This window comes from Paenibacillus agaridevorans (assembly GCF_003112455.1).
In the GTDB taxonomy this organism is placed as follows: domain Bacteria; phylum Bacillota; class Bacilli; order Paenibacillales; family Paenibacillaceae; genus Pristimantibacillus; species Pristimantibacillus agaridevorans.
Map to the genome: position 1 here is coordinate 42536 of NZ_BDQX01000243.1, position 18594 is coordinate 61129.

Sequence of the window (18594 nt, forward strand, 5' to 3'; positions counted from 1 at the left end):
ATGTATTCGTCGTCAGCCGCAAAGGCAAAATTTTAGGCTGCGCAGCCGTTGACGTATATGATCACGATTATATCCGTTCCTTATCGGCGGACGAGCTCCGGTTCAGCTCGGAGAGCAACCTCCGTTTCCTTGACACGGCAGAGTCTCTTACAAATGTTGAACTGTATCCCGGAATAATGGAAACGTTCTCCAAATTAACTAGTCATGAAGTCATGACAGTCGTTCCAATTACGGGAGGAGGGGACCGACTAGGTACGTTGATACTGACTCGTCAGACCGGAGCCTTCGATGATGACGATCTGGTGCTTGCCGAGTATGGTTCCACGATAGTCGGAATGGAGATCCTGCGGGAACGAGCGGACGAGATCGAGCAGGAAGTCAGAAGCCGTGCGGTTGTTGCTGTAGCCGTCGGATCGCTCTCGTTCAGCGAACTGGAAGCGGTAGAGCATATTTTCGAGGAGCTGGACGGGAAGGAAGGCTTGCTTGTCGCTTCCAAAATTGCCGATCGTGTCGGCATAACCAGATCGGTTATCGTCAACGCTCTGCGCAAGCTCGAAAGCGCAGGGGTTATCGAAACCAGGTCCTTGGGAATGAAAGGAACTTACATCCGAATCCTGAACCACCAACTTTTGCAAGAATTGAAAAAGATCAAATCGTAGTCCTAGTTCCAAAAGTACACGTAAGTCCTATCTTTCATCAAAGATAGGGCTTTTTTCTCATTGTAATAATTTAGGAAATTGAAGAAGATATTCGTGGTAGCAAAAAACGACACGAACGTCTCATTTTTTTAATATTTATTTGTCGAATGAAGAAGGAATGAGAGGCATGTTGTTGAATAGGTAAGTTATGATTTTCATAGCGAAAGTGGTGAAACGAAAAGTGAAATTGTTGAATGGTGCGGCATTTGGACGCATGGAAGCGGCTTTGTACACCGCTGAAGCTAGACAACGAGTCATATCGAATAACATTGCAAATGCAGAAACGCCACACTTCAAACGCTCCGAGATGCTGTTCGAAGAGCTGCTGGAGCAATCGATGGGGGATTCGGTCAGCAGTCTTGCCGGAAAAACAACGGATGCCAGACATATCCCGATCGGAACGAATTCTTCAAATCTTCCTGCATCGCAAGTGATAATCGATAATTCGACATCCATGAACAACAACCAGAATAATGTCGACGTGGATCGCGAAATGTCGCTGCTCGCCAAAAATCAACTACGCTATAACTTCTATATCCAACAAATTAACCACGATTTGAAAATGTTAAGAACAGGAATCGACGGGAGGGCATAGAAAGTGAAACTATCTAACGGATTCGATATTAGCGCATCCGCCTTAACCGCACAACGCATGAGAATGGACGTTATCTCTTCTAACATCGCCAATGCCGAAGTAACCAGGGGAAGCTACGTAAATGGGAAGTTCGAACCTTACAAGCGAAAGCTGGTCGTGCTGGAGCCGACGCAACAATCGTTTTCGTCCCTCCTAGCGGGGCAGATGGGCGGAAAAGAAAATGTGTCCGGTGTCCGGGTATCGCGTATTCAGGAAGATCAAACACCGAACAAGCTTGTATATAATCCTTCGCACCCAGATGCGGACGAGCAAGGGTACGTACATATGCCTAACGTCGATGTTGCTAAAGAAATGGTCGATATGATTTCCGCATCGCGCGCTTATGAGGCTAACGTAACAGCTATTAATGCGACTAAAGCCATGTTCGTCAAGGCGCTGGAGATCGGAAGAGCTTAGAGCTAACAACAACAGGGAGGGAAATTCATGATTCAATCGATGCAGCTAGGGCCTATTGCACCATCCCAAGCCATCGCTGGAGCGAAACCCGTTAAAGAAGCTACGCCTGCGGAATTAACGCAGTCCTTTGGACAATATCTGCAAACTGCTCTGGATAGCGTAAGCAATCAAGAAAAACAAGTGCATGCGTTGAATGACCAGTTCCTCGCCGGCAAGGTGGATGTGACACAGGTGCTAATTGCTTCGGAGCAAGCACAACTCGGTTTGCAATTGACCTCACAGGTCCGCAACAAAGTGGTAGAAGCTTACCAGGAAATGATGCGGATGCAACTTTAATCCTGCAATATGATCAGCATAGTATTGGGTGAGGTGACAACGTGAACGAGAGAATCGCCCACTATCGCGGCAGGCTCAGTGGTTTCTGGGGCCAGATGGGCAAAAGACAAAAAATATGGTTGGGGGCGTCGATAGGAGGATTGCTGTTAACGGTCATTCTGTTAACGATAGTGTTCACCAGGACGGAATATGAGCTCGCGTTTCAAAATATGGACGCAACTGATGCCGCAGCCGTTATGAATTATTTGGACGGAAACGGCATTCCATACGAGCTCAGCAGCAATGGCAGCAGCATTTCGGTACCGAGCGCGGTTGCATCCAGAGTTAAAGTCGATGTAGGATCGCAAGGATTGGTTCAAAACGGATCTATCGGTTTCGAAGTGTTCAGCAATAGCGCATCTCAATTCGGCAAGACGCAGAACGAATTCGATGTCATTTACCAAACGGCTCTGAACGGCGAGGTGCAGAAGCTCCTTAACGGACTTCAAGGCGTGGAGAGCTCCAAGGTGCTCATAAATCGGCCAGAGGAAAGTGTATTCTTGACAGCGGCCGACGAACCGCAGGCAACTGCCGCGATCGTCATGAAATTTACGTCGGGCTACCGTCCATCGCAGAAGGAAATTGATGGTTACTACAATCTCGTGAAATCCACCGTATCCGATCTCGCGATCGAAGATATTACGATTTCGAGTCCGCAAGGCGAATTGATCTCCTCCGTAGTCGGGGGAGCAGGCACAGGCAGCGCAGATGCGGTAGATATGCAGTTTCAGATTCAAAACAAATACGAAACTAGTCTCAAAAAAGAAATTCAGCAGTTCTTAGGACCTATCGTTGGCTCCGACAACCTCGTAGTCAGCGTCGCCAGCTCCATGAACTTCGATAAACGCAGGACGGAAGAGAACCTCGTTCGACCGCTGGCTGACAACGACAACAACGGGATCAAGGTGAGCGAACATATTGACAACTCCAGTTCAACAGGATCATCGACTCCCGCTGGCGGAGTAGCCGGTACAGGCGAGACGGACATCCCAGGATATGAAGCAGGCTCACAAGGTGCGAACTCCTCGGAAACCAATTCGCAAGTTACGAATTACGATTATGACCGTATCAAAAACAACATTGAATCGGGACCTTACGTCCTGGAGGACTTATCAATTAGTATCGGCATTGAAGCTGCACAATTAGAGGACGAAAATGCAAGGACAGACATTACCAATTATTTGACTACAGTCGTTCGCGGTCAACTTGCAGGTTCGGGTCAAGATGTTAATGATGACGTATTAATGGGTAAAAAGGTTTCATTAATCGCTCGAACTTTTGCAGAGAACCCATCAGCCGCATCGAAATCCGGTTTATCGACAGGTTGGGCAATTGGACTGGGTGCAGCCGCGCTCGCGCTTATCGGCGGACTTGTCTTCCTGTTAAACCGCAGACGCAAGCAAGCGGAGATTGAAGAAGTCGAAATGGCTCCGGTGTCGACGAAAGTGGAATATCCGACGCTTGATCTGGACAGTGTCAACAACGACAGTCAAGCTCGCAAAAATCTTGAAACACTCGCCAAACGCAAGCCTGACGAATTCGTCAATCTTCTTCGCACCTGGCTTGTAGACGAATAGAGGTGCCATAAATGTCCAAAAACATGATGCAAGGCTTATCCGGACGCCAGAAAGCAGCCATCTTGCTCATTACGCTCGGACCTGAAGTATCGGCGCAAATATTCAAGCATTTGCGAGAGGACGAGATTGAGCAGCTTACGTTGGAAATCGCCAATGTGCGCAAAGTAGACAGCGGTGATCGCGAGACGATTCTAAGCGAGTTTCACCAAATATGTCTGGCGCAAGAGTATATCTCGCAGGGCGGGATCTCTTATGCCAAAGAAATTCTCGAAAAGGCGCTCGGAGAAGCAAAGGCGCAGGACGTTATCAATCGCCTGACAGCTACGTTGCAAGTGAGACCATTCGATTTCGCAAGGAAGGCGGAACCGGCACAAATTCTCAACTTTATTCAAAACGAGAATTCGCAAACGATCGCGCTCGTCTTGTCCTACCTGCAATCGGAGCAATCGTCCCAAATTTTATCGTCGCTCCCGCAGGACAAACAAGCGGATGTCGCACGAAGAATCGCGTTGATGGACAGTACTTCGCCTGAGGTTATCTCGCAAGTAGAACGCGTGCTTGAGCAGAAGTTATCTGCTACGGTTACGCAGGATTACACGAATGCCGGCGGCATTGATTCCATCGTGCAGATTCTTAACGGAGTCGACCGTGGAACGGAACGCACCATCCTCGACGCGCTGGAGATTCAGGATCCGGAGCTGGCCGAAGAAATCAAAAAACGGATGTTCGTATTCGAAGACATCGTCAATATCGACAATCGTTCCATTCAGCGTATCATTCGCGATATCGAGAACGCGGATCTGCAGCTGGCCCTCAAAGTGGCGAGCGAAGAAGTGCGCGAGGCCATCTTCCGCAACATGTCCAAGCGGATGGCCGAATCGTTCAAGGAAGAGATGGAATTTATGGGTCCTGTCCGGCTGCGTGATGTTGAAGAAGCCCAGACTCGAATCGTCGCTACGATTCGCAGGTTAGAAGAGTCGGGTGAAATTATTATCGCGCGCGGCGGAGGAGATGATATCATTGTCTAATTTGATCAAATCCTCCAGCGTTATTTCATTGGAGCAGCTCAAACGGCTTCAGTGGTCCAATCCTTATGCGGCTGCGGCTGTCGATCCCGCTCAGCAGGGAGAAACAGATTCCTGGCAGCCGGATCAAGAGACGATAGCATTGCGGGACCAAATCTTGTCCGATGCCGAATCGTTTGCAGAAGAAAGGCTTCGCGAAACATCGCAGGAATGCGAACGGATGCTGGGCGAAGCGGAGCAACAGATCGACGTTTGGTGGCTTCAGAAACGATCCGAGGACGAGGCCGCATTCGAAGCGTCCCGGGCGGAAGGCTACGAGCTAGGGTTCGGCGAGGGATCCGCGGAGGCTGTTAAGCAGTTGCAGCAGAGCTGGGAATCCCGGTTGTCGGAAGCGGCCGAAGTGTTAAAAAGCGCTTACTCCATGCGCGAACAGATTATACAGGAAGCCGAGCCGTTTCTAGTCGAGCTCAGCGTGGCCATAGCCGAGAAGATTATTGGCCAACAGTTGGCTTCGGCTCCAGGTATGGCAGTCGACTTAATTCGAAAGTCGCTCTCCCGCAGAAGAGAGCAAGGCGTCATCACGCTCTGCGTCGCACCTTCCCAGCTGGCTTTCGTTCAGGCATCAAGGGAAGAGCTGCATACCGCGATCGATTCGCAGGCCGAGCTTCATATCCTGCCGGATTCGACGGTTAAGGACAATGGCTGCGTCATACGCTCTGCTTACGGCAGCATAGATGCGAGAATCGATACCCAGTTATCCGAGATCAAGCGCGAGCTGTTCCAGCTGGCTCACCAGCGCGGCGAAGAACGGAGTGAACCAAATGACTGGGAGTAGATCGCTTGATATTCACAAATATTTAGAGCATCTAAGACCGCTTGATCCTGTCCGCGTCAACGGCAAAGTGACTCAAGTTATCGGATTGACGGTGGAGTCGGAAGGTCCGGATGCGAGTATCGGCGACTTGTGTTATATCTATCCGTCCAAATCGGCCAAGCCGCTTAAGGCCGAGGTCGTTGGCTTCAGAAATAACAAGGTCATTCTGATGCCGCTTGGCGATCTTCATGCCATAAGCCCAGGCTGCGATGTTGTCGGAACGGGCAAACCGCTCACGGTTCAAGTTGGTTCGGAGCTGCTGGGGAAAGTGCTTGACGGATTAGGCAATCCGCTCGACGGAAGTTTCCTGCCAAGCCGTATGCAGCATTATTCCACTCACAACGAGCCAAGCAATCCGTTAAATCGTCCGCGCGTGACGGAGCCGCTCAGCATTGGTGTCAGAGCAATCGATGGTTTGCTTACCGTAGGTCAAGGACAACGCGTCGGTATATTTGCTGGTTCGGGCGTAGGCAAAAGTACATTGCTTGGAATGATTGCCCGAAATACCTCGGCCGATGTCAATGTAATCGCCCTTATCGGCGAACGCGGCAGGGAAGTGCTAGAGTTCATCGAAAAGGATCTCGGACCCGAAGGTCTCGCGCGATCTGTCGTCATAGTGGCAACATCCGATCAACCCGCTCTCATCCGAATGAAAGGCGCTTTGATTGCAACGACTATCGCCGAATATTTCCGTGACCGCGGATTAAACGTCATGCTGATGATGGACTCCGTAACGCGTTACGCCATGGCGCTGCGCGAAGTTGGTCTTGCCATTGGCGAGCCGCCTGCAACAAGAGGGTATACGCCATCTGTCTTTGCAGCGCTTCCCAAGCTTCTGGAACGTGCGGGTACGGGACCAAGCGGCTCCATTACGGCGTTTTATACCGTCCTCGTGGACGGCGATGACATGAACGAACCTATCGCGGACGCGGTAAGGGGCATTCTGGACGGTCATATCGTATTGAGCCGGCATTTGGCCCACAAGGGACATTTTCCCGCGATCGACGTCCTTGCCTCTGTCAGCCGTGTCATGAAGGAAATCGTGACGGAGCAGCAACAGGATGCCGCGAATGAACTGAAAAGACTTCTTGCTATCTATAGAGATTCGGAAGACCTGATCAATATTGGGGCGTATCAAGTTGGATCTAACAAAGAAATTGATAAAGCGATCGAAGCAATCGAAACGATTCATGCATTCGCTAAGCAGAAAACGACCGAGAAGGTAACGCTCAGCGAAGCGCAATCGCAATTGATAGAGCATTTTGACAGGAGCTGAACGCTGAAGTGGCAACCTTCCATTATTCGTTCCAAAAAGTAGTCGACCTGAAGACCAGCCAGAAGACTCAGGCCGAATGGCTGTTGTCTGACGCGCTGAGCGCATTGTCCGTTCAGGAGATGTCGCTTCGCGAGTTGGTGCTGGCGAAAGAGGAATGGGAAGAGAAGTTACAACAATCCGCGCAGCAGGTCATGCCGTTATCCGAAGTACGGATCATCGGAGAATACCTTGAACACTTGCAGACGTGCATCGACAAAAAACGTTTGGACGTGCTGCAAGCCGAACGGGTTGTTGAGCACAGCCGGTCGCGACTCGCGGACAAGGTAAAGGATGAGAAGGTGTGGCTTAAGGCGAAGGATCATGCCTGGGATCGATTCCGTCATGCTCTGCAATTGAAGGAGCAGAACGAGCTGGATGAAATGGCCACCGTCCGATTCATGATGCCAACCCCATAAGAACATGCGTTTGCGCCGGCAGAGGGAGTGAGTGGAATTGGCGGAAACAGGTACAGAAAAACAAAGCTATAACGGATTTGAACGATTTATGTTTCTGATGATACCGATCTTGTTCGTCGTGGTATTGCTAGGCGTATTATATGCGATATTCGATGTGGAATTCCGCAATAAGGCTCTGCAGGTCGGCAATTCCGTGCCGATCTTGCGCGAGGTGTTGCCGGAGCCTAAGATATCAGAAAACTCGATGGACGATGATGCCATCCGCAACAAGAAGATGAGCGAGAAGATCGAGGAGCTGGAAACGGAGCTTGCCGCAGTGAAGGCGGAGCTGGCGGCCGCTAACGCGACGGCTTCGAACCAGGAGGAAGCCGTAAAAGGTCTCGAAGACGAAAATGCGCAGCTCAAGCAGCTGACCGAACAGGAGCTGCTGGAAGCTGAGCAGTATACCGCCAAGATAGAAGAACTTGCGAGTATGTTCTCGAAGATGACCCCTAGCAAAGCAGCCCCGATCGTACAAAACATGAATATTGACGAAATCGTGTTGTTGTTCGCATCCATGCGTTCGGATGATCGCGTGAAAATTATGGAGAAGATGGATCCAAGGATTGCGGCGGAAGCTACGGTTAAATTGAAGGATAACGTTGAAGTAAAGGATCTCCAAATCGCCGCTTTGCAAGCAAGAGTGAACGAGCAGGCAGGCGAAAAAGAAACAACGGTTTCCTCCACGCTTAATCAAGAACAGCTGAGCGCAACCTTCGAAACGATGGATGCAAAAAGCGCCGGTGAAATGCTTCTGAAAATGAAGGACATCAGCCCAAGCAAAGTGATTCGTATCCTCAACTCAGTAAGCGATACGGCAAGATCAGGCATTTTAAGCGAAATGTCGAAAAAGGATGAAGCGGCCACCGCTACGATCGTGACAAAGCTGTTGCCAGGCACATAGGCGGTATGGATGGACGAGGATCGGAAAGGAGGTGAAAATACAATGGAAATGATGATTAACAGCGCTGTAGCAGCTTCAGTTCAGACAACAGCCGCCGTATCGCAAGGTGCATCTAAAGGACAGGCTGGAAACACGGCCGCCGGTTTTCAACGAACGTTGGTTCATCACATCGCTGGACAATCCGGGGGAGAAGAGGTTGCAGATCAACAATCTTCACTTGTGTCGGCAATAGCCGGACTGTCAGCTCTTGCAGAAGCCGAGAGCGAATTGCCGACGCCGACGCTGGAGGAGCTGATGGCCGCTATCGACGGATTGATCGACAGCCTGGGCGAGAACGCGCAAGACGACGAGACGCTGTCCGAGCAAGACTTGATTGAGCTGACTGGCGCAATGGAAAGCTTAAACGCCTTGCTCGCGCTCTTAGGCGCTCCGATTGTACGACTGCAGCCGCAAGCTGAGCTGCAAGCGGGGTTGGCGGAAGAAACAATCAGCATTCGGGAAGCGGCGTTAAACGTGAAGAGCAGTCTTCAGGACGCTTTGCTTGGGCTGCAAACGAAATTGCAGCAAGGACCTCTTAAACAAGTGCAGGGTCAGGATCCGCTTGCCTTCGTCGGTGAGCAGCTGCGAGCTATCGCCTCCAAGCTCGAGGGTGCTAAAACAAAGCCTTTAGAGCAAGCCTTAACCAGCGAGACGCCCGAGTGGCTGGTCACTCAGCAGTCCGGTTCTAATGAAGCGCTTGTCCACCTTCAACGAATGAGCCGTCAAACCGCGCATCCTGCATACATACAAGCAATCGCGGAACAAAAAGCCTTGTTTACCGAGACTTTGGTTCAAGCGGAAGTCGGAGCAAGCTCATCGGAACCGGCACAGCCCGTTCAGCTTCCGTTCGTGGGGCCTGATAACGTTCGGGAATTTGCATCGCTGCTAACCAAGTCCGCAGCACCGACGTCGTTCGTGCTCGCCGATGACTTCGCAGAAACGATGGAAGGCCTCATCGTGCAGAAGTTCGATATCCGGGCATTAAACGGTGTTACCGAAGCAAAGCTTATGCTGTTCCCGGAGCATCTTGGACAAGTCGACGTTAAGATTTCCATGCAGAACGGTCTGTTGACCGCGCTGTTCCAAGCCGATAATGCAATGGCCAAGGATATGCTCGAGAATCAGATGGCTCAGCTGCGAGCTGCGTTGCAGGCGCAAGGTCTTAACGTGGAGAAGCTGGAAGTCACTCAAAGCAGCTCCGCAGCTCAACTCTCCAATCAGCACTTCGGCAATGGCCAAAATGGCAGCGGACAATCCGGTGACCGTCAAGGTTTCCGCGAAGACGAGCGCGTGAGGGACAATGCTTTTGAGACGGAGATGGTGGAGCAAGCCGCTATACAGGGGTTAGGCTTTGGCAGATCGATTAACGAAAAGGCATAAATACAATACTTCATTTGCGAGTTTGCAATCTAATCTATGTTTGGAAGGATGGAGGTGAGGAAATTGTCAGATGCTGTGTCCACCCGAACGGTATGGCCCAACTACGATAAATCCAACGTGCAGGCTGCGGCGAACAAGAAGTCGACCGACACACTTGGCAAAGATCAGTTCTTGTCCATTCTCGTTACGCAATTAAGAAATCAGGATCCAATGCAGCCTATGCAAGATAAAGAGTTTATTGCGCAGATGGCGCAATTTACTTCCGTCGAGCAGCTGATGAACATGGCGGGAGAGCTCTCGTTAATGCGTCAGAGCATCGGCTCCGCTTCGAGCCTGATCGGCAAACATATAGAATGGTACGAATACAACGAACAAGGCAACGTCATCTCGATGACGGGACAAGTGGATTCCATTTTGTCCAGGGATGGCCTATTGTACGCCAAGTCTGGCGATAAAGAGGTAGCGCTGGATTATGTCGTTGCGATCTCGGATACGGAGATTGAGGCCAAGGACCCTGTGGAAGAGGATGGCGCAGGGGAGGAAACGCCATGAGCGATAGGATAAAAATCGGTCATCTGTTTCCGATCAAAACGACGCCTATTCAGCTTGAGAAGGCGGATAAAACCCATACCCATCAACAGGGAAAACCCGTATCTACGGAATTCCGCGATTTGCTGGAATCCAAAGTATTAAAGTTCAGTCATCATGCCGAGACGAGAATGGAGCAAAGAGGCATTAAGCTGCAGCCCGATTCTTTGACTCAAATCATGCAGGCCGTGGACGATGCCGCATCCAAAGGCGCCAAGGATTCTTTGATCGTCTACCGCGATATCGCCATGATCGTAAACGTTCCGAGCCGAACAGTTGTAACGGCGCTTGACGGTAATCAAATGAAAAGCAACGTATTTACACAAATCGACAGCGCGATCATTTTGAACTAAGGTTGGACCTCTTTGAGGAAGCCTGGTCGTGGACCGATTGAAGCGACTGAGGGAGCAATGATCGACATTATTTGAACCAATGGAGGAATAGAGCCATGTTAAGATCGATGTATTCCGGCGTGTCCGGCATGAGAGGGTTCCAAACGAAGCTCGACGTTATCGGCAATAACATTGCAAACGTAAATACGGTAGGCTTCAAAGCGGGCCGTGTCATGTTTCAGGACATTCTTAGCCAGACGGTAGCCGGAGTTACCGCGCCGGAAGAAGGAGAGCGTGGCGGTGTTAATGCCAGACAGATCGGACTTGGCGTATCGATCGGGTCGATTGATACGATACACACGGCTGGCAGCGCCATGACGACGAATCAACCGAATGACCTTCGTATCGACGGGGATGGATTTTTTGTAGTATCGGCCGGTGCTGATGGCGAAATGTTGTTGACGCGCGCAGGCAATTTCACTCTTGACTCGGCCAGGCAGCTGGTTACGTCCGACGGCATGTTCGTTCTGGATAGCGGCGGTGCTCCTATCGTGCTTGATGAAGAAGTTACGGCTTATTCTATCAGCCAAGACGGTATGATTATCGGCGTGACGGTTGACGGCCAAGTGGAGGTGGCTCAGCTCGGGATCGCCAAGGTCGTCAATCCAAGCGGCCTCGAGAAGCTTGGAGGCAACTTGTACCGGATGACGGTAAATGCCAATCCGGACGGCGAATTCGATCTGTTGACGGCGAATGACGCAGAGACCGGCACGGGCGCCATTATTTCCGGTCAGCTGGAGATGTCCAACGTCGATCTGACGGCGGAGTTTACAGAGATGATCGTTGCGCAGCGCGGATTCCAGGCGAACTCCAGAATTATTACGACTTCTGACGAAATTTTGCAAGAAGTCGTTAACTTGAAACGTTAAACCTTAGAATAATAGCAAGCTAATTCGGGAGGCCGTTCCTAGCGGTCTCCTCCTACATAGCAAGGGGGTAGCTGATGATTACCGTAACGCGATTGAATGGAACCAAAGTTGTTATTAATGCGCTTCTCATTGAATTGATTGAAGAGGCTGCTGATACCGTGATCACGCTCACGACAGGCAAGAAGCTGGTGGTGAAGGAAAAGTCTTCCGAGCTGCTGCTTCTGAATCAGCAGTTTCTTCAAACAATCGGCCTCGTCGCGGCGGCCCAAAAGAGTGATCAAACGGAGGGTCCTACGTCATGAAAAAAATGTTGCCTTGGTTAATAACGATCTTGTTATCTATTACGCTTATCGCCATTGTATCCATCATTTTGTTCCGTTCGCTGTTTAACGATCCAGCCAGTACAGCAGCGAACAAGGAGCCGGTCGAAATCGAAAAGCTATCGGCCGATAAGCGTGTCGAGGTGACAGCCGAACTCAATGATTTTCGCCGCAATCTGAAAGATCAAGAGAAAGTTGTGATTATCAGCTTTGCGTTCCAGCTCGACGCGAAAAAGACGAAAGAGGATTTTGACAAGCTGCTCGAAATTGAAATCAAGCCTATGATCAGCCGCACTCTCGCCGATACAACCGCAGAAGAATTAAATGGGTCGCAGGGAGAAGACGCGCTTGAATCTAAGCTTCTTAACTTGATTAATCCTGCCCTGCCGAAAGGCAAGCTGATTAAAGTCGAAATTACGGATTTCATTATTACAGAACTATAACTTATAGGCGATTTCCTCGAAGGAGGTGAGAGAATTGGTTGATGTATTATCGCAGAACGAGATCGACGCCCTGCTAGCTGCGCTGTCTTCCGGCGAGATGGACGCGGAGGATTTGAAGAAGGAAGAGGTTACGCGAAAAGTCAGCGTGTACGATTTCAAACGGGCCGTGCGGTTCTCGAAGGACCATATCCGGAGCTTGACTCGCATTCACGAAAACTTCGCGCGATATTTGACAACCTATTTCTCGGCGCAGCTTCGTACCTTTGTCCAGATCAACGTCGTGGACGTGGAGCAATTGCCTTATGACGAGTTTATTCGTTCCATTCCGAAGATGACGATTCTCAATATTTTCGAAGCGGAACCGCTCGAAGGGCGAATGGTGCTGGAGGTCCATCCGAACGTTGCTTATGCGATGTTGGACCGCATGCTGGGCGGACAGGGTATCGCTCCATCCAAAATAAACAATTTAACCGAGATTGAAACAACCGTTATGGAACGAATTTTCGCGAGAACGTTCGAAAGCCTGCAAGAGGCCTGGAAGACGATTATCGATATTTCGCCCAGGCTGGAGGCGTTGGAGACCAATCCGCAATTTATGCAGATCGTATCCCCTAACGAAACGATCGCTCTTATATCGTTCAGTACGAAGATCGGCGATACAACCGGCATGATCAACTTATGTATCCCGCATGTCGTGTTAGAACCGATTATGGCAAGACTTTCTGTGCATCATTGGTTTGTTTCTCAGAAAAAAGAACGGATTCCGGAAGAAGTGGAAATTCTGGAGCAGCGCGTGAGCAAAGCGAAGCTTCCCATCATCGCCGAGCTAGGCGAATCGTCAATTACGATACAGGAGTTCTTGTCGCTGGGCGTTGGCGATGTGCTGTCCCTTAATAAATCGGTTGAGGATGGTCTTCGAATTAAGGTAGGGGACAAGCTGAAGTTTATCGGAAGTCCAGGCTCGGTCAAAGATCGGTTAGCCGTTCAGATTGACGAAATTGTAAGCGAAGGAGCGGATGAATTACATGATGAGTAAAGATTATTTATCACAAGAGGAAATCGACGCCCTACTTCGTCAGTCCTCTAATGAACCTGAAGAGATTGCGCTTCCTTCCAATGAAGTTCAATTATCGGACTTCTTGTCTTCTTTGGAGCAGGATGCGCTTGGCGAGATCGGCAACATTACTTTCGGGAGCGCGGCAACGGCGTTGTCGACGCTGCTGGGTAAGAAAGTAGAAATTACAACACCTCAAGTTACGTTGGTCAGACGCGAGGAACTGGGCGATATTTTCCCGAAACCCCATGTAGCGGTCAGCGTGCAATATGTGGACGGATTCGAAGGAATCAACTCCCTGGTCATTCGCACGAAGGATGCTCAAGTCATTGCGGATTTGATGTTAGGCGGAGAAGGACTTGTCGAAGCCGGTGAATTAAACGAAATTCATATCAGTGCCGTTCAGGAAGCGATGAATCAGATGATGGGCTCTTCGGCAACCTCCATGTCGACCATCTTTAACCGTTTTGTTAATATTTCTCCGCCTGGCATCGACATCCTTGATGTCAATCGGGGCGACGGAATGGGACATCTGCCTCCGGTGGACGTGTTTATTAAAATCTCTTTCCACTTGACGATTGGCGATCTCATCGATTCGACAATCATGCAGCTTCTGCCCGTATCCTTCGCCAAACAAATGGTGTCGACGCTTATGGGGGATGCCGAGCTGCCGGAGCCTGCAGCTTCCGAACCAGCCAAAGCAACGGCGGAAGCAGAGCAGCAAGCAGCCATTCAGCAATCAGCTGCTGCAGCATCGATGATGGCGCCACCAATTCAGCCTCCGATGCAGGCCGCACCGCCTATGCAGAATGCTGGAGGGTATGGGATTCCCGCAGCAGGCTACGACAACCAAACGGGTTATCCGGGACCTTCGGCCCATCCGCAAGGACTTAATCGCAACGTCAATGTTCAGCCCGTTCAGTTTGCGAACTTTAACAATGCGTCTTTTGTACCACAAGACAACACAAATCTAAATTTATTGCTCGACATACCGCTGAAGGTCACTGTAGAATTAGGTAGAACCCAGAAGCAAATTAAGGATATTCTAGAACTGTCCCAAGGCTCCATTATCGAGTTGGACAAGCTAGCCGGCGAACCGGTCGACATTCTCGTCAACAACAAACTAATCGCAAAAGGCGAGGTTGTTGTCATCGACGAGAACTTCGGCGTGCGTGTCACGGACATCGTCAGCCAATGGGACCGTATTCAAAAATTACAATAACATCCTAGGAGGAAATGAACATGGCAAACCGGATTCTGATCGTTGACGACGCAGCTTTCATGCGTATGATGATTCGCGATATTTTGTCGAAAAATGGCTATGAGGTAGTAGGAGAGGCGCAGGACGGCGCGCAAGCGGTGGAGAAATACAAGGAACTGAAACCGGATCTTATTACGATGGACATCACAATGCCCGAGATGGACGGGATCTCCGCACTTAAAGAGATCAAAAAGATGGACGGCAATGCCAAAGTCATCATGTGCTCCGCCATGGGTCAACAAGCGATGGTCATCGATGCGATACAAGCTGGTGCGAAGGACTTTATCGTCAAGCCATTTCAAGCGGATCGTGTTATCGAAGCGATTAAGAAGACGCTGGGATAAGGCATCAGCAACGCTATGAAATTACAACTACGAACCGCTGTGTTGGCCGCGGCAGGCCTGTCCGTTTTACCGGGGGTTGCCGCAGCCAAGCTCGGGGAGAGCGGCGCCGGCAACGAGATCCCCGAACCCTTTTCCGGTTCGGAGCCCGGAGAGTTTCTCAGTGGACTCGTTTGGGTGATCATTTCTCTTGCGATCGTGATTACTCTAATCGTGGTCGTGATCAAGTGGCTGTCGAGTCGCAGTCGATCTTGGGGCGCGAGTCGCTCCATGCGTTCAATGGGCGGCATTGCTCTTGGTCAAAACAGCTCGATGCAAGTCGTTGAGATTGCAGGCAGCATCTACATTGTTGGCGTCGGCAATTCCATTACGCTGCTCGATAAAATAGACGATCCCGAACAAGTCGAGAGAGTCATCGCCGCAATGGAGAAGCAAGCCGAAGTCACGTGGGCGCCAAAGGATATCGTTTCGTTGGTCAGACGCTGGCGCACCGGCGACAAAGAAGAGAAACAACCTAAGGACGAACGTTGGAACGATTCGGCATCCTTTCAGCAATTGCTGAACAGCAAGCTTTCTCAGCAGAGCGATCGAAAGGAACAATTGGAAAGCTTGCTAAACAAACAAAATAAGAATGAACGGTTGATGGACGATGAAAAATAAGAAATGGGTGTCTTTCTTCGCCGTTCTGCTGCTATCATTACTGCTTCAGAGTCAGACTTTCGCGGAGCCGTTGCCGGATATTTCGATTAATATCGGCAATAACGGGGGGGATGGAGAAGCGCCCGGCACCAGCGCGCTGTCGTTGCTGCTTATTATTACGGTACTAAGCATCGCGCCGGCAATCATGGTGCTCATGACCAGCTTTACTCGGATCGTAATCGTGCTTGGATTCGTTCGAACTTCAATTGGCACTCAGACGACGCCGCCGAATCAGGTATTGATCGGTCTTGCCATGTTCCTTACTTTTTTTATCATGGCGCCTACATTCGGGCAAGTAAACGAGGTTGCTCTTCAGCCATACCTGAAGGGCGAGATTACACAAACGCAAGCGTTCGAAGAAGCGGCCAAGCCGATGAAAAAATTTATGTTCGCCCATACGCGCGAAAAAGATTTATTGTTGTTCATGAATTACACGCAGACAGAAAAACCGTCTTCGTACGAAGATATTCCGCTGACTGTGTTGATTCCGGCCTATGCCATCAGCGAACTCAAGACAGCTTTCCAGATGGGCTTTATGATATTTATCCCGTTCCTGGTCATTGACATGATTGTCGCCAGTACCTTAATGGCGATGGGGATGATGATGCTGCCGCCGATCATGATCTCGTTACCGTTCAAGCTGCTTTTATTCGTGCTTGTTGATGGCTGGTATCTGATCGTCAAGTCGTTGCTGCTCAGCTTCAACACATGATGCCACAGGAGGGTAATGCTCATGAGTGCTGACTTCGTCATCGGATTAGCCGGCGAAGCGGTGTATACGGTTCTGAAAGCCAGCGCTCCAATGCTGGTCCTCGCCTTGGTTGTTGGTTTGTTAATCAGCGTCTTTCAGGCGACGACCCAGATTCAGGAGCAGACGCTCGCTTTTGTTCCCAAGATTGTCGCTGTTTTTGTCTCCATCATTGTTTTCGGACCATGGATACTGAATACGGTTGTCGACTTCACATACCGGCTGCTGAACAATCTTCATCATTACATCGGTTAGGTTGTGAATGCGGATGAATGCAATCGTTCAAGGGTTTCCTATTTTTTTGCTTATTTTTTGTCGAATAACAGCATTTTTCGTCATTGCGCCTGTCTTTTCTTCGCGAGGCGTGCCGAATGTGTTCAAGATTGGTATCGGATTTTTTATTTCCTTCATCGTATTTATGACCTATGGGATGGAGCAATCCATCGTTACGAACGCGGAATACATACTCGTCCTCATTCAAGAGATGTTGATCGGCATATTGCTGGGGTTTGTCGTTTATTTATTTTTTATGATTGTCCAAACCGCGGGCTCCATTATGGATATGCAAATCGGGTTTGCGATGGCTAACGTTGTTGATCCCCATACCGGAGCTTCATCGCCCCTATTGGGAAACTTCAAGTATATGCTCATGCTGGTCGTATTTTTAATGATGAATGGCCATCATTATTTATTGACGGGATTGATGGACAGCTACCAGTGGCTGCCTCTAACGAACGACTTGTTTGCCCGAATCATGGAGGGCGGCGTTACCGACTTTTTGACTCGTACGTTCGGCAATACTTTCCTTCTTGCACTGCAGGTGGCAGCACCGCTTGTCGTCGCCATGTTTCTGACGGACCTGGGGCTCGGCTTCCTGGTCAAAACAGCTCCGCAGTTCAATATTTTTGTCATCGGCATCCCGTTAAAAATTATCATTGGTTTGATTCTATTGATGTTGTTATTGCCCGGGATGGCGGTGTTATTCGAAAAGCTGTTCGCTATTATGTTCGATTCGCTGGAACACTTGCTCGGAATCGTACAAGGACCGCCAGTTGAGTAGGCAGGAGGCCGATTACCTTGCGAGCTTATCGTTTAAAGCTGGATTTGCAATTGTTCAGTCAGGAAAAGACGGAGAAAGCGACGCCCAAAAAGCGGAATGAATCACGCAAGAAGGGCCAGGTGGCCAAATCCTCCGATTTGCCCGGCGCATTTATTCTCTTATTCGTTTCCGCTTCGTTTTTGATGCTGGGCAGCTATTACAAGACCAAGATTATAGGACTGTTCGGCGGTATTTTTCAGGATTGGCTGTTGCTGGAGTTAACGACCGAAAATGTGACCGAATTGTTCATGAATCTGTTATGGCAATCGTTGTTGTTTTTACTTCCGATCTTCGCTATCGCGATGTTGGTCGGCATTATCGGCAACGTGGCTCAGTTCGGCTTCCTGTTGACCGGAGATCCGTTGAAGCTGAAGCTCTCCAAGCTGAATCCTATTGAAGGGTTTAAGCGAATCTTCTCCATGAGAAGTTTGGTTGAATTTTTGAAAAGCATTTTGAAAGTAACGATTATCGGTATTTTGGTATATATGGCGATTTCGCGGGAATGGAACAACCTGCTCGCCTTGTCTTCGCTGTCGATCCAATCCGTATTTAGCTTCACAGCCGGAATAACCATAAAGCTTGGGATCCAGATTGGCTCGGTATTGGTAATACTTGCTCTTCTGGATTATATGTATCAGAAATACGAGCATGAGAAAAGCATTAAGATGTCAAAGCAAGACATTAAAGATGAATATAAGAAATCGGAAGGTGATCCCCTCGTCAAAGGAAGGATTCGTGAACGTCAACGGAAGATGGCCATTCAACGCATGATGCAGGAAGTGCCCAAAGCCGATGTCGTCATCACGAACCCGACTCACTTTGCCATTGCACTCAAATACGACGCATCCAAGATGGAAGCGCCGACGATTATCGCGAAGGGGATGGATCATGTCGCTCTGAAAATTAAGGAAATCGCCAAGGAAAATGGCGTCATAACGATGGAAAATAAGCCGCTGGCAAGAGCGCTGTACGAAAGGGCAGAGATTGGAGACGTTATTCCGAACGATCTGTTCCAGGCTGTGGCAGAAGTGCTGGCGCATGTGTATAAATTGAAGGGCAGAACCAAATAAACGATAAACCGCGGGAG

General features: G+C 49.7%; 24 protein-coding genes. All 24 read left to right on the top strand.

All coding sequences use genetic code 11. The features are described from left to right. A partial coding sequence (codY, locus tag PAT3040_RS21180; protein WP_108994293.1) for a GTP-sensing pleiotropic transcriptional regulator CodY occupies positions 1-659 on the top strand: 659 nt, incomplete at its 5' end. A gap of 220 nt (positions 660-879) precedes the next feature. Beyond that, positions 880-1293, top strand: a complete 414-nt coding sequence (gene flgB / locus PAT3040_RS21185) for a flagellar basal body rod protein FlgB (RefSeq protein WP_087570987.1) — start codon at positions 880-882, stop codon at positions 1291-1293. Positions 1294-1296: 3 nt separating this feature from the next. Continuing rightward, positions 1297-1749, top strand: a complete 453-nt coding sequence (flgC, locus tag PAT3040_RS21190; protein ID WP_087570980.1) for a flagellar basal body rod protein FlgC — start codon at positions 1297-1299, stop codon at positions 1747-1749. Positions 1750-1776: 27 nt separating this feature from the next. Continuing rightward, the gene (fliE, locus tag PAT3040_RS21195; RefSeq protein WP_108994294.1) at positions 1777-2085 is read left to right on the top strand and encodes a flagellar hook-basal body complex protein FliE; all 309 of its coding nucleotides are present in this window, start codon (positions 1777-1779) and stop codon (positions 2083-2085) included. A 41-nt stretch (positions 2086-2126) separates the two neighbouring features. Continuing rightward, positions 2127-3701: a flagellar basal-body MS-ring/collar protein FliF gene (gene fliF, locus PAT3040_RS21200; RefSeq protein WP_108994295.1), complete on the top strand. Its 1575-nt coding sequence runs from the start codon at positions 2127-2129 to the stop codon at positions 3699-3701. Positions 3702-3712: 11 nt separating this feature from the next. Next, complete coding sequence (fliG, locus tag PAT3040_RS21205; RefSeq protein WP_087570977.1) at positions 3713-4729, top strand: flagellar motor switch protein FliG; 1017 nt, start codon at positions 3713-3715, stop codon at positions 4727-4729. Next, a complete protein-coding gene (locus PAT3040_RS21210) occupies positions 4722-5561 on the top strand; it encodes a FliH/SctL family protein (protein WP_108994296.1) in 840 nt (279 codons plus the stop codon). The genes fliG and PAT3040_RS21210 overlap by 8 nt, the downstream gene beginning before the upstream one ends. Then, complete coding sequence (gene fliI, locus PAT3040_RS21215; protein WP_108994297.1) at positions 5548-6876, top strand: flagellar protein export ATPase FliI; 1329 nt, start codon at positions 5548-5550, stop codon at positions 6874-6876. The genes PAT3040_RS21210 and fliI overlap by 14 nt, the downstream gene beginning before the upstream one ends. An 8-nt stretch (positions 6877-6884) precedes the next feature. Next, the gene (fliJ, locus tag PAT3040_RS21220) at positions 6885-7331 is read left to right on the top strand and encodes a flagellar export protein FliJ (RefSeq protein WP_108994298.1); all 447 of its coding nucleotides are present in this window, start codon (positions 6885-6887) and stop codon (positions 7329-7331) included. A 31-nt stretch (positions 7332-7362) separates the two neighbouring features. After that, on the top strand, positions 7363-8274 hold the full coding sequence (locus PAT3040_RS21225; protein ID WP_258235090.1) for a MotE family protein: 912 nt from the start codon (positions 7363-7365) through the stop codon (positions 8272-8274). Between the two features lie 42 nt (positions 8275-8316). Next, positions 8317-9693 (top strand): flagellar hook-length control protein FliK, encoded by a 1377-nt coding sequence (locus tag PAT3040_RS21230; RefSeq protein WP_181376760.1) that lies wholly within the window; start codon positions 8317-8319, stop codon positions 9691-9693. Between the two features lie 54 nt (positions 9694-9747). Next, positions 9748-10245, top strand: coding sequence for a flagellar hook capping FlgD N-terminal domain-containing protein (locus PAT3040_RS21235; protein WP_373863964.1), 498 nt, complete (start codon positions 9748-9750; stop codon positions 10243-10245). Then, the gene (locus tag PAT3040_RS21240; protein WP_087570970.1) at positions 10242-10634 is read left to right on the top strand and encodes a TIGR02530 family flagellar biosynthesis protein; all 393 of its coding nucleotides are present in this window, start codon (positions 10242-10244) and stop codon (positions 10632-10634) included. Before PAT3040_RS21235 ends, PAT3040_RS21240 begins: the two co-directional genes overlap by 4 nt. 95 nt (positions 10635-10729) lie before the next feature. After that, on the top strand, positions 10730-11542 hold the full coding sequence (gene flgG, locus PAT3040_RS21245) for a flagellar basal body rod protein FlgG (RefSeq protein WP_108994302.1): 813 nt from the start codon (positions 10730-10732) through the stop codon (positions 11540-11542). A 74-nt stretch (positions 11543-11616) separates the two neighbouring features. After that, complete coding sequence (locus PAT3040_RS21250) at positions 11617-11844, top strand: flagellar FlbD family protein (RefSeq protein WP_087570968.1); 228 nt, start codon at positions 11617-11619, stop codon at positions 11842-11844. Then, the gene (locus PAT3040_RS21255; protein ID WP_087570967.1) at positions 11841-12305 is read left to right on the top strand and encodes a flagellar basal body-associated FliL family protein; all 465 of its coding nucleotides are present in this window, start codon (positions 11841-11843) and stop codon (positions 12303-12305) included. The genes PAT3040_RS21250 and PAT3040_RS21255 overlap by 4 nt, the downstream gene beginning before the upstream one ends. A gap of 34 nt (positions 12306-12339) precedes the next feature. Next, entirely contained in the window at positions 12340-13341 is a 1002-nt protein-coding gene (gene fliM, locus PAT3040_RS21260) for a flagellar motor switch protein FliM (protein WP_108994303.1), read from the top strand. Further along, positions 13331-14581 carry a flagellar motor switch phosphatase FliY gene (fliY, locus tag PAT3040_RS21265; RefSeq protein WP_108994304.1) on the top strand — a complete coding sequence of 417 codons (1251 nt, stop codon included), beginning with the start codon at positions 13331-13333 and terminating at the stop codon, positions 14579-14581. Before fliM ends, fliY begins: the two co-directional genes overlap by 11 nt. Positions 14582-14601: 20 nt before the next feature. Then, positions 14602-14964 carry a response regulator gene (locus PAT3040_RS21270; RefSeq protein WP_087570964.1) on the top strand — a complete coding sequence of 121 codons (363 nt, stop codon included), beginning with the start codon at positions 14602-14604 and terminating at the stop codon, positions 14962-14964. Between the two features lie 15 nt (positions 14965-14979). Further along, positions 14980-15621, top strand: coding sequence for a flagellar biosynthetic protein FliO (locus PAT3040_RS21275; protein ID WP_108994305.1), 642 nt, complete (start codon positions 14980-14982; stop codon positions 15619-15621). After that, on the top strand, positions 15611-16372 hold the full coding sequence (gene fliP, locus PAT3040_RS21280; RefSeq protein ID WP_108994306.1) for a flagellar type III secretion system pore protein FliP: 762 nt from the start codon (positions 15611-15613) through the stop codon (positions 16370-16372). The genes PAT3040_RS21275 and fliP overlap by 11 nt, the downstream gene beginning before the upstream one ends. A gap of 21 nt (positions 16373-16393) precedes the next feature. Next, positions 16394-16663, top strand: coding sequence for a flagellar biosynthesis protein FliQ (gene fliQ, locus PAT3040_RS21285; RefSeq protein ID WP_087570961.1), 270 nt, complete (start codon positions 16394-16396; stop codon positions 16661-16663). A 13-nt stretch (positions 16664-16676) separates the two neighbouring features. Beyond that, entirely contained in the window at positions 16677-17468 is a 792-nt protein-coding gene (fliR, locus tag PAT3040_RS21290; RefSeq protein WP_087570960.1) for a flagellar biosynthetic protein FliR, read from the top strand. Between the two features lie 17 nt (positions 17469-17485). Next, on the top strand, positions 17486-18577 hold the full coding sequence (gene flhB, locus PAT3040_RS21295) for a flagellar biosynthesis protein FlhB (RefSeq protein WP_087570959.1): 1092 nt from the start codon (positions 17486-17488) through the stop codon (positions 18575-18577). Positions 18578-18594 lie beyond the last annotated feature (17 nt).